Source organism: Bacillus massiliigorillae (assembly GCF_000380245.2).
Lineage (GTDB): Bacteria > Bacillota > Bacilli > Bacillales > DSM-1321 > Bacillus_AD > Bacillus_AD massiliigorillae.
Window position 1 is genome coordinate 3,430,731 of sequence record NZ_HG428741.1, and the last position, 12,350, is coordinate 3,443,080.

General features: G+C 32.6%; 10 protein-coding genes and 2 pseudogenes. 6 read left to right on the forward strand and 6 right to left on the reverse strand.

Annotated features, from left to right (window positions below; all coding sequences use genetic code 11):
- Positions 1–142 precede the first annotated feature (142 nt).
- Both TX86_RS27860 and TX86_RS27865 read right to left on the reverse strand, forming a co-directional pair.
- Positions 143–466 (reverse strand): annotated as a pseudogene (locus TX86_RS27860) (methyl-accepting chemotaxis protein); the annotation flags it as partial.
- A 108-nt stretch (positions 467–574) separates the two neighbouring features.
- A pseudogene (locus tag TX86_RS27865) lies at positions 575–964 on the reverse strand (PAS domain-containing protein); the annotation flags it as partial.
- Between the two features lie 1,192 nt (positions 965–2,156).
- Between TX86_RS27865 and TX86_RS15855 the strand changes: the two are divergent.
- Positions 2,157–2,915 (forward strand): SDR family oxidoreductase, encoded by a 759-nt coding sequence (locus TX86_RS15855; RefSeq protein ID WP_042349855.1) that lies wholly within the window; start codon positions 2,157–2,159, stop codon positions 2,913–2,915.
- A gap of 231 nt (positions 2,916–3,146) precedes the next feature.
- Here the strand turns inward: TX86_RS15855 and TX86_RS15860 are convergent, their stop codons facing one another.
- Positions 3,147–3,782, reverse strand: coding sequence for a FusB/FusC family EF-G-binding protein (locus tag TX86_RS15860; protein ID WP_042349857.1), 636 nt, complete (start codon positions 3,780–3,782; stop codon positions 3,147–3,149).
- Between the two features lie 154 nt (positions 3,783–3,936).
- A complete protein-coding gene (locus tag TX86_RS15865) occupies positions 3,937–4,200 on the reverse strand; it encodes a CD3324 family protein (protein WP_042349858.1) in 264 nt (87 codons plus the stop codon).
- A 424-nt stretch (positions 4,201–4,624) separates the two neighbouring features.
- On the opposite strand from TX86_RS15865, the gene TX86_RS15870 reads away from it, so the two are divergent.
- Together TX86_RS15870 and TX86_RS15875 are read left to right on the forward strand one after the other, a co-directional pair.
- Positions 4,625–5,092, forward strand: coding sequence for a MarR family winged helix-turn-helix transcriptional regulator (locus tag TX86_RS15870; protein WP_042349859.1), 468 nt, complete (start codon positions 4,625–4,627; stop codon positions 5,090–5,092).
- A complete protein-coding gene (locus TX86_RS15875; RefSeq protein WP_042349861.1) occupies positions 5,067–6,269 on the forward strand; it encodes an MFS transporter in 1,203 nt (400 codons plus the stop codon). Before TX86_RS15870 ends, TX86_RS15875 begins: the two co-directional genes overlap by 26 nt.
- Positions 6,270–6,733: 464 nt before the next feature.
- Here the strand turns inward: TX86_RS15875 and TX86_RS15880 are convergent, their stop codons facing one another.
- Entirely contained in the window at positions 6,734–7,174 is a 441-nt protein-coding gene (locus TX86_RS15880) for a ferritin-like domain-containing protein (protein WP_042349862.1), read from the reverse strand.
- Positions 7,175–7,551: 377 nt separating this feature from the next.
- Complete coding sequence (locus TX86_RS15885) at positions 7,552–9,462, reverse strand: heavy metal translocating P-type ATPase (protein WP_042349864.1); 1,911 nt, start codon at positions 9,460–9,462, stop codon at positions 7,552–7,554.
- Between the two features lie 461 nt (positions 9,463–9,923).
- Between TX86_RS15885 and TX86_RS15890 the strand changes: the two genes are divergently transcribed.
- The 3 genes from TX86_RS15890 to TX86_RS15900 all read left to right on the forward strand — a co-directional run bounded on the left by TX86_RS15890 (position 9,924) and on the right by TX86_RS15900 (position 12,350).
- A complete protein-coding gene (locus TX86_RS15890; protein ID WP_042349865.1) occupies positions 9,924–10,595 on the forward strand; it encodes a response regulator transcription factor in 672 nt (223 codons plus the stop codon).
- A 1-nt stretch (position 10,596) separates the two neighbouring features.
- The gene (locus TX86_RS15895; protein ID WP_042349866.1) at positions 10,597–11,826 is read left to right on the forward strand and encodes a sensor histidine kinase; all 1,230 of its coding nucleotides are present in this window, start codon (positions 10,597–10,599) and stop codon (positions 11,824–11,826) included.
- A 65-nt stretch (positions 11,827–11,891) separates the two neighbouring features.
- A complete protein-coding gene (locus tag TX86_RS15900; RefSeq protein ID WP_042349867.1) occupies positions 11,892–12,350 on the forward strand; it encodes a DUF2231 domain-containing protein in 459 nt (152 codons plus the stop codon).

Sequence of the window (12,350 nt, forward strand, 5' to 3'; positions counted from 1 at the left end):
ATTATCAGAATAATACGTCAATTTCAGATGAAGAGCCTCTTTATTCCAAAAGAGGCTACAGTCATTTTTCTTTTATCATATACCCAAAGTGCAAAACTTCACAAAATTAATCCTTATATGAAATGATAACAATGAAGTTTCTTTATTGTATTTCTTCAAATTCTTCAATCGTTGTCTTGAATTTAATTTGTGTTTCCTTAATTGCTACCTGTAAGTTTTCAGTAATATCAGTAACTCTCGCTACTTCATTTATTATATTTTCTACATTACTATTAACTTGATTAATAGAATCCGAAACATTTCCAGCTAATTTGCGCACTTCATCAGCCACCACTTTAAAGCCTCTACCATGCTCTCCAGCACGTGCTGCTTCAATAGCTGCATTTAAAGCTAACATATTAGTCTGAGTAGATATATTGCGTATTAATTTTGAGACTTCAATAATCAAATCCGTCTGTTCTTTCAACTTGTTAAGTGCTTCCATTTTTTCTTGAGAATTTAAAGCTACCAAATCTAGCAGTTCTACGGGCATTGATTTCAATTGTGCCATGATTTCCATTGTTTTATTTTCACGTCCTGTAATATCAGTGGCTATCTTAAGCACAGAGTCTACTTTCCCATCTCCAGTTAGAATTGGAATATAAGTAGCCTCAAGCCAGATTATATCCCCTCTTTTTCCAACTCTTTCAATCTTTTCTTGAAACTTTATTCCTCTACGTAAATTCTCCCATAATTCTTCATATGCTTTACTGTTTTTAAATTCTTCCGTACAAAACTGTCTATGAGACATTTTTTTCATTTGATTAGTTGTGTATCCTAGTGTTTGTGCGAAATTATCATTAACCCATATAACTTCCTTATCCAAATTGAATTCTATCATCGCTAGATTTGATTCAAGTGCAAATAAGACAGATTTCTCATCTAATACTTGTGTGCTTCTATTACCATTCGCAATAGTGTTCAATATTCGCTAACTCCTTTAACATGTTGAATGATTTACATTTAAATACTACGAATGGTCATCGGCCACTCTCTCTCAAATTATATAACATTTATATTCTTCTGAATATAATTCCATGATTTCTAGCATGAAGAATCTCTAGAATAATATTCAACTTGCACGCATTCGATGAATAAATTTTGATTATCATTAATATAGTTTTAAAAAATCAAAAAAGGAGCAATACTAATGAGCAAATATATTAGATGTGATATATGTAACAATAATGTGACATTTGAAGACACTACTTACATTAATAATGATCCTTTATGCCCTGAATGCAATGCTAAAGTAGGTTACATGATACAACCATATGAAGAAGACTAGATAATAAGAAAAGCGCAAGCACCCGTTTTGCGACGTATAGATTGGAGCACTCTTCTTTCGATAAAGGAAAAACCGAAATGTGGAGAACGCCCGTTTATCGGTGACAAGCATAAGGCAAGCTGGCTAGAAGGTCGCTTTTAACCTTCTGGACTGATTGACTTAGACCTCGAGCCGAAGGCGTTCGGAACTAGACAACACGAAGAGGCGGTAGACGATTCGATGTTGACCTATCGTAGAGAGAGGGGCGAAATCTACTAGTCGCTGGGCGCTGGAGCTAGACACAGCACAAATTTATATACATTCTTATCTTTTAAGAAAAGCCGGCACTGGTCTTTTTTGATTGCTGTCTATGTTCCTTGATTTACTCCCAATCGCAAAAGGCTATGCGGTAATAAAGATATGCGCTGTTCGTTTCTAAATCTAGAGGGCTAATGCTGGTCACTGAAGCTAAACAATCTTTATAAGCCAACCTGTTTTGAAAAAACCGCACTTGGTTTTCAAAACAGGTTGGCTTATTTTCTAGTATGGCAGGTGTAAAGTTAGAAGTTGGTTTATCAACCATAGTTGCTAATTTCCTTGCTACCCTGAACATTTCATCGGTTGCTATATTTTGGTAACGTGAATATGTAATATAATCCATGGCTAAATTATCAACATCAACTTTACCATTTCTATCTCATATCTATAATCTTCACCATACATGATTAAACAAGGATTCCTTTAATTTCTCGAACTAAATGTTTACAATTTTATACAAGAGGTATATAAAATAAGAGGGATATTTCAAATTTTTCAGTAAGGATAATTGAAATTATTGGGAGGAATTACAATGAAACTACAAAACAAAGTAGCTATTGTAACAGGTGCAGCATCAGGTATGGGAAAAGCAATTGCTGAACTATATGCTAAGCAAGGAGCAAAGGTTGTTGTTTCTGATTTAAACTTAGAAGGTGCTCAAGCCGTAGCTAGTACTATTAAAGGCTCAGGTGGTGAAGCATTTGCTATTCAAACAAATGTAGCTTCAGAAGAAGATCTTATTCATCTATTTAATGAAACACAATCTGTATTTGGTGGTCTCGATATTTTAGTAAACAACGCAGGTATTATGGATGGAATGGAACCAGTAGGTGAAGTTACAGATCAACGTTGGAATTTGATTTTTGCAGTAAATACAACTTCTGTTATGCACACTATGCGATTAGCAACAGATCTTTTCCTTAAACAAGGTCATGGTGTTATCGTAAATAATATTTCAGCTGGTGGCTTATATGGAGCACGTGCAGGTGCAGCATATACTGCATCGAAACACGCAGTTGTTGGCTTAACAAAAAATACAGCGTTTATGTATGCTAATAAAAACATTCGTTGTAACGGAATTGCTCCAGGAGCAGTAGCAACAAACATCTCTTCTTCAATGGGTAAAGTAAGTGAATACGGTGCTTCTCGTCAACAGTTAGGTTTGGCGATTAACCCAGGTATAGGTCAACCTGAAGAGATTGCAAAGTTAGCTTTATTCTTAGGATCTGATGACTCAAATTTCATTAATGGTCAGATCGTTACAATTGATGGTGGCTGGACAGCATATTAAGTTGAAATATCCTATTTCTATTTAATATATTAGGCAAGCGTATCAACATTCGGTATTGATAAAAACTACTTAAATTAGGTAGAAATATTCATAAAGAAAAAACAAGATTAAAGACGTAGAAAATGACCCAAATGCTAGTAATCAAACAGACGACAATAGTTAAATAAACATTGAAAAGCACTTCAACTAATAGTCTTATTGAAGTGCTTTTAGATATTTATCACTTAAATCTTAACGGCTTAATGAAATAAAATCATTCAATTTATCCAGTGATGTTATATTAGCATTGCATGCTTGACTGTCTTGGCAAATATAATTTCCTCTTTTAGTGAACGTACCTTGTACAGTTCCTTTTTTTTCAGTCATGAACATTCCTACCTCTTCAAGTTTATTACAAATCGTACAAATCCCCTTTTTATTTATAGGTTTAAAAGTCCCTTGTAGACCCATAAGCTTGTGATTGTAACGAGCAATAATATATCTTTTTTGTGAGCCTTTATCATCCCAGCTTAAGTATGATATATCTTTCCAATCCGTGTTTTCCAATGATGGTACCTTTAACTTCTTTACCTTAGGCATTAATTTTTTAATAGTTTGTTGTGTTACTTCTTCAAAAGGAATAACATAAGGCTTTAATTGTAATAAAAATTCTTCAGCATGGTCTTTATCTTTAATTTCAACGATTGGTTCTAGTAACTGTTTTTGCTCATTACTTATGTCAGTAAACAAGTTTAATACTCTTTCAATCGCTAAAGATTTCAATGCTTGTAGAACAGCTATATCATTTACAGACGAATGACCATTCACTAACGTCTGAGTTTGCTTCTTAATAAAGTTATATTGATCATTTCTAATAAAGGGCTCCATTTTTATCACTCCAATTCACATAGACATACCCTTAAATCACTCTTATTTCTATACTTTATATTATTTACGAATTATATACTATGGTTAAAATGATTTAGAAACAAACTCACCATAATTAAAAGCACTGACTATATCATCAGTGCTTGAATGCTCTTTATTTAGAGTACACAATTTTTTTTATTGTTTCTATAGAAAGATGGTATTCCTCAGCTAATTGATCTATTGTTATTCCGCTTTTAAACGCTTCTTTAATAGTAACATTTCTTTCATCAATCAACTTTCTTGAACCTGAACGAGTCCCCCATTTTTGGTGAGTGGTTTCAAGTTTAGGGATATATATTGTTTCACCATGTACATACTTTTGAATTTCTGATATTAGCTTTTCAGGTAAAATAGCTGTTGCTTTAACGTATGCCATTCTTCCAGCTCCTTATTCTTATTAGTATTAAAATAAGGTGCAAAGCCAACGTATCAGAAAAGCTAACTTGGGCGATTTTTAATAAAGTCTACCCCATGCAAAGTATCGCCTTCCCAATACTAGGCTTTGCATGAGACGCTGCAGAATCTGACAATGTAATCTTACTTGTCATTCCATCACCTCCCTAAGCATTGTATGTATTACTAAGATAGCTTCATTATAATAGAAATAATGCGCTTTTTTAACTGTAAGATATTCGAACACCCCATCTATACTTAATATAGATAAATTATGAGGAAAAGTTACATGCTCAGTAACAATTTTTATTTATTTCTTCATCCAAATTATTTGACGAAAATAAATAACAAACCTATACTTAGCTAGGTAACTAATTTATCATATGCAAAAAAGGAGATGATGATTATTGAAAAATAAACAGGACGTCATTCCATTACTGAACCAGGCTGCAAGGCAATTTTCTAAATCATTTAATGAAAAAATGGCACCTACTGGACTTTTCGTAGCTCAATGGGCTGTCATCCGTTTCCTTATGAATAACGGTCCTTCCACACAAATTGCAATGAGTTCATCTTTAAATATAGAAGCTCCATCAATGACACGAACAATTACTCGTATGGAGAAAGCTGGACTTATTATTCGAAAAGAAGGACAAGATCGTCGTGAAAAGATGATTCATTTAACGGACTTTGCAAAGGGGAAAATCTCAGAATGGGAGCAAGAAGTGAATCAGTTTGAAGAACCTCTGTTTGATCAACTTTCTCAGCAAGAAATAGAAGCAGCAGAAAAAGTACTTCGAACAATTATTTACAAATTGAAACAGCAAGATGAAACAGGGGGAACTATTTTTGAAGAAAGACAAACTTTGGACTAAAGACTTTATATTTGTTTCAGTGAATAGTTTTTTTATTTTCATGATTTTCTATTCATTGATGACTGCATTACCTTTTTACGTATTGGATGACCTTCATCAGCCACAGGAATCCGTAGGTTTAGTAGTATCCATTTTTCTGTTAGCATCTGTTCTTATTAGACCATTTGCAGGCAGTTGGCTCGATTCTATCGGCAGAAGAAAAATACTAATATTAGCTCTTACTATTTTTCTAATTTCGACTGGGTTATATTTATTATCGAACTCTTATGAATTCTTATTAATACTCCGTTTCTTACAAGGAATTGGTTTCGGTCTTGCAACAACAGCTACAGGCGCAATTGCCGCAGATGTTGTACCCGAAAGTAAAAGAGGACAAGGAATTGGCTATTATGGAATGTTTATGAGCATTGCAATGGTTATTGGACCTTATGTCGGTTTAACAATTATTCAACATTTTTCTTTCACTATTTTATTTATTTCATGTACTGTATTTGCTCTTATCTCTTTTACATTAGGTATATTAGGAAAATCAGATACTCAAAAACTAAAGTCAGTGAAACAAACAAATGCACCAAAAGCTTCTTATTCTTTGAAAGCGTTATTTGAAACAAGCGCTATTCCAATTGCTCTAGCTGGATCAATTTTCGCCTTCTCTTACAGTAGCATTTCTTCCTATGTTTCATTATTTGCTGCTGAACTTGGACTTGAAGCAATTGCAGGTGTATTCTTTATTATTTTTGGACTTACCATTGTCTTATCGAGACCGTTCACTGGTAAATGGTATGATTTATACGGAGCTAACAAAGTATTATATCCAGCTTTTATTTTATATATGGTTGGCATGATTTTACTAAGCTTTACACAAAATGGCCTTTTCTACTTAGTGACTGCAGCAATTATCGGGCTTGGATACGGAGTCATTGTCCCTAGCTTTCAAACGATTTCGGTACAATACGCTCCCGATCATCGTCGCGGTGCCGCGACTGCCACATACTTTTTCTTTTTCGATTCGGGATTTGGAATCGGAGCATATGTAAATGGACTAATTCAAGCTAAAACTAACTTTAACTTAATGTTTCTTATTGCAGGTATAATTGTAATTATATCCATGATTATTTACTACTTCCTTCATCATAAGAAACAACAGCATCTAAGCGAATACTTATCAGCTTCATAATATAGTCAAAAGGGTATTTGAAACATAATTTTCAAATGCTCTTTTTCCACTATCATTTTCGTATTAATTTGAATGTAATTTATAATCCAAAATGGAACCTCACTAATTCCAAATATAATTTTTCAATCTTTTTTCGAAATTTCATTATAAATATTTCATATTTACATATTATCTTTTCTTTTCGATGGGGAAATTTTTTTGCTTATTATAGTTTGAGAGCCAGTCATTTGATTGGCACTTTGTTCCTTTGTTTTTTATATCTTATTTTTGTGAAATAAAGGTAAAAAACTTTGACTGAAATAAAGTTTATTAAGAAGAGAGGCACTTTTCTAGCATTGTTTCTCTTCTTAATAATAATCGCCGTGCATATATCCAAATAAACGGACTGAATTGTACAGAAGAATAAATATTTCTTAACATAGAATGACAGTGAAAACATAGACCCTTACTTATTATGAATATAATCACTTCAATTTTGTATAAAAATACAAAAACCATACTGCATGATTTTGCTCATCCATCGCGATTCTTTTAAGCAGTTCTTTCGTATACACATTGCTTGTTTCATCAGAAATTCCTAAATAAAAATCAACTGTTTCCTGTTCATCTTTTAAAGCTAATTGTAATCCTTCTATATAATTTTCAGCACATTCTTCAGTCATTTTAGGTTGAGGCTGTACTCCAGTTAAGCTGTAATATAATTGTATAAATTGTTGAAGATGTTTCTTTTCATCACTTTGAATTTCAAGAATCTGTTTTCTCTCTTTTTCACTAGGAGCTATTTTTGCCAGACTTTCATAACACATAATAGCACTATATTCTCCATTAATGGCTTTTTCAATATCATTTATTAACTTATTAGTTTGCCTATTTAAATCTTCATAATTATATATGTGTGAATACATTTTATCCCCCCATATTTCAGTACATTATCCTATGAATTGGTCTGATACTAGGTGAGCATTTCTTTTATTAATATATATGCATTATACATAATTAAAAGCGACTCTATCTAAGAATCGCTTTACCATCATATATAGATTATTTAGTTAGAATTACACTGAAACTCTACTAAGCAAACACCATTTTTGACATTTGCTTTACCGTTAACTTCTTTAGCAAATTGATTAAAAAGTTCTTAAATGTTTTGAATTATGTAAATGGATTTGTTTTTAGAATTTATAAAACTAGATTTTCACAAATACAAATTCCGATTAGATATTCACCACAAATAAAAGCAAGTGAAATCCGTTTAATGTTCACTTGCTTTTATTTATATATATTATTCTTTTATTGTTTTTAATAAACGAAGCCCATTTAAAATAACAAGAATCGTACTTCCTTCATGCCCTATTACCCCAAGGGGTAAACTAATTGTTTGTAAAAAGTTAGAACAAATTAATAGCACTATTACACTTATAGAAAATATAACGTTTTGTTTAATAATCTTATTCATCTTTCGAGATAGAACAACAGCTTCGGCAATAAGAGATAAATTATTTTTCATCAATACAACATCAGCTGTTTCAAGTGCTACATCCGTACCTTCACCCATCGCGATACCAATTGAAGCTGTGGCTAATGCAGGCGCATCGTTAATTCCATCCCCAACCATTGCTACTGTGCCATACTTTTCTTTTAATTTTTTCAGTTCATCTACCTTTGTCTCAGGTAAACATTCTGCGACAAATCCATCTACGTGACTTTCACTTGCAATAGCCTGTGCTGTTGCTTTACCATCTCCTGTGAGCATAAAGGTATAAACACCAACAGACTTTAGTTTTTCTATTGCTTCTATGGTTTCTTGTCGAACAGTATCTTTTAACGTGATTAATCCCGCAATTCCTTTATGGTCACTGACAAAGACAATTGTTTTACCTTCGGCCGCCAATTTCTTTGCTATACCATTTTGAAAAGTAGCAGCTTCTTCCGCCCCAACAAAATCTGCCTTACCAACTTTCCATTCGACTCCCGCTATGATTGCTTTTGCTCCAAATCCTGAGATATCTTCTGATGTTTCAGGTTTTATAAATGAGATATTACTATTGTCTGAAGCATATTTTACAATCGATTGTGCCAATGGATGATTAGAATATTTTTCAACAGATGCTACGTACTGAAGAAAATTGTCTTTTGTAAAATCAGCTCTGAATAATACATCTGTCACTTCTGGCTTCCCTTTGGTCAAAGTTCCTGTTTTATCTACGGCAATAGCTTTTAAGTTACCTAAGCTTTCTAAGTGAACGCCACCCTTAAATAAAATACCTCTTTTGGCTCCATTTGAGATAGCTGAGAGTGTAGCTGGCATTACTGAAGCGGCTAATGCGCATGGAGATGCCACTACTAATAGAACCATTGCACGATAAATCGTTTCATTCCAACTCCAACCAAACATAAAGTGAGGTAAAAATAGCATTAATGCTACAACAATTAAGACAACATTTACATACGTACCTTCAAATTTTTCTATAAATAATTGAGAAGGAGATTTTTCACTTTGTGCTGACTGTACCAATTGAATAATCTTTTGAAATAATGTTTCTTCTTGTGGTTTCGTAATTTCAACCGTAATCGTTCCTCGTAGATTAACAGTACCAGCAAACACTTCATCATTTATTTTTTTACTAACGGGAATTGATTCACCCGTAATAGCTGCTTCATCAATATTAGTTGTACCATCAATAATGGAACCATCAGATGGTACTCGCTCACCTGCTTTAATTAAGATATGATCTCCTAATTTCAAATCAGCAACCGCAACTAGTGATTCATTTCCTTCCGAATCGATTAATAATGCCTCTTCAGGCTGCAAATCCATTAAAGCAGAGATTTCTTTATGACTCTTGTTCATTGTGTAAGTCTCAAGTGCACCACTTAAAGAGAAGATAAAGATTAGAATAGATCCTTCAGCCCAATAGCCAATAATAGCCGAGCCAATGGCAGCTAATATCATAAGAATTTCAACATTCAATCTTTTTGTTTCAATCGTATCCAATATACCTTCTTTTGCTTTAGCATATCCGCCAATAACAAAAGCTAATAAATAGGCAATAACCGAAAATGTCACCATGTCATTTTTAGATAAAATCCAACCAATTAAGATAAACAGACCGCTTGTTAATGCCGCAATTAATTCAATGTGTTCCCATGCTTTTTTCCATATAGATATTTGAGTTTTACTTTCTGAAGCCATTAGTATCCCCTTCTTTTCTTAGCTGTTATTTATATAAAAAATCGCATTTTTTATTTTGCTCTATCTTTAATTCAAGCATAACAACCTCATCATCAGAAGTCAATCTAATTGAGAAAATAAATAACTAATTGAGAACCATTGTTGTTTATAACAATAAAAAACTAATAACTGATAATAATTATTATTAATAATGGTTATCATTTGCAAATATGAGCTATTACAAGAATTAACTTATAATTGTTATATTAATTCAATCGAATAATCCAATTTTTTATACAGTTCTTTCAGAAATCCTTCAGATTAAGTTGTTAAAATAAGTATGATATTAGAGTTAATCACGAAAGTAATGGGTAAATGGTAATAGATTTCCCTACTCAATGAATTCATTATTGAGGCTAGTCTATCAAGCTATACCCACAATTAATATATTCTAAATATTTTATCTATAAGGAGTTGAAACAATGAAGATCTTATTAGCAGAGGATGACCAAAGACTTGGAAAGCTTATTATGTATAAACTGAAGAAAGAATACGATTCAGTCGATTGGGTGCAAGATGGAGAAGCCGCTTATGATTATGCGATAACCTCTCCATATGATGTACTTATTTTAGATTGGATGATGCCAAAAATGGATGGTATTTCAGTTAGTCAAAAACTTCGTCAATCTGGTTATCATGGTGGTATTTTAATGCTTACAGCTAAAGATGAAGTGCCAGATCGAATATATGGACTAGAAGCTGGTTGTGACGATTACTTAACCAAACCTTTTGAGTTCTCTGAATTAATGGCTCGACTGAGAGCTTTATCTAGAAGAAGTATACGAATGTATCAAGATTCAATTATTCAGATACAAGACTTACACATAAATCAATCAACACATGAGGTGATTGTTAATAACCAACTAATCGAATTAACCCCAAGGGAATATCAGCTATTACTTTTGTTAGCTAAAAATGCAAATTATATTCTTTCTAAGGATGTCATCATAGATGCTATATGGGGAATTGATCAATATATAACCACTAATACAATTGAAGCATTTATTGGCTCTTTACGTAAAAAATTGGATACTGATAACCCTAAAAAGTATATACAAACCATTCGTGGTGCGGGATACAAGTTGGTGAAATAAAATGTTGGATCATTTACATAAAAAACTCACTTTTATTTTTTCAGCTTGCTTTGTACTCATCATGCTTATTACGATTTTAGGACTATTTTTTCTCTTTCGTGGTTCTTTATATAATGTTGCCAAACAGGAGGTCCATGATGTTTTATCAACTGAAAATAAAGAATTTCTTGAGAATCCACTATACATTACAAAATATCACCTATCAGGAGAATATTTATTTTATTTCTTAACTCCTGAAAATAAATTGATTTCTAATAGTCATACTCAAAATAGAAACTTAGAAAAAACAATCAGAAAGATGGACCTGAAGTCCAACCCTACTATTATCACTCTTGCTGATATAAATGATGAAAAAAGTTACGCTCTTTCAAATAAGGTTCTCAGATATCAAGACAAAGATATAGGCACATTATTTGTTGCAAAAGATATTAGTCGAATTGAAGAACAAATTGAGCGCTGGTTTTATATGCTCATTTGTATCGTTATTATTCTTTTACTTGTTTCCATTTATGTCGGAAATATTCTAGCTAAACGTGCCATACTTCCAATTAAATTAAACATAGAAAAACAGCGTAAATTTACAGCAGATGCATCACATGAACTGCGGACACCTATATCCGTTATGTTATCGTCTGTTGAAATATTAGAAGAGCAACAAGACCTTTCCCCTTTCTCTCGAGAAATCGTGAAGGATTTGAAAGACGAGGTAAAAGAAACACATCAATTAATTGAAACATTATTATTGTTAACGAAATACGAATCGCATCAAATTAATTTTCAAAAAGAAAGCTATGATCTTCAATTACAAATTGAAAGTATTGGTGAAAGCTTTCAGCGTATAGCATCACCTAAAAAAATTACTGTGCATAAGAATGAGAAATCCATACAAGTAAACGCAGATCATATACAGATCAAACGATTAATTTCGATCTTCCTAGAAAATGCGATTAAGTACACAGGAGATGATGGTGAAATCCAGATTCTTATTGCTTCCTATGAAAAAGATATTGTCATACAAATAAAAGATAATGGTATTGGTATAGCTTCTAAACATCTTCCTCATATATTTGATCGTATGTATCAAGTTGATACTTCTAGAAATCAAGTAGGAGCAGGATTTGGTCTAGCAATTGCCATGCAAATTATTGATTATTATAAAGGAACAGTAGATGTAAAAAGTACGTTAGGAAAAGGGACAACATTCATTATTTCTCTACCCATTGGTGGCTAAAATTCAGTTTCCCTTCAGTTTTCTTTTATATGATAGTGATATCAAATAGAAGGAGACGATGAAAAATGCCAATACATCCATTACTTGTTCATTTCCCTATTGCGCTACTCATTATTGGAGCAGTAGTTGAAATTGTTAATGTTTTTCTAAAAAAAGAGACTCTCAATAAAATGGGGACAACATTAATCGTTATTGGATTCATATCAGGGATAGCTAATGTTCTTTCGGGTGATGGAGCAGAAGAATTTGCTTTTGCAAATTGGGGTAGAATGCTTCATGACCAGGTTGAACTACATTCTTTTTTCGCTGATTTGTCCATGATTATTTTTGGAATTCTAACTGCTATTAAATTATTATTTAAACACACATTTTTCAAATTTGAATTTCTTAAAAAACCAATTTTTAAAAGTGGATTAATTACTATCCTAATCGTAATTTTAAGTATTTCTGGAATAGCTTCAATGGCGGTTACTGGTCATCTAGGTGGGAAAATTGTCTACGAACACCAAGTGAATACCGACTAA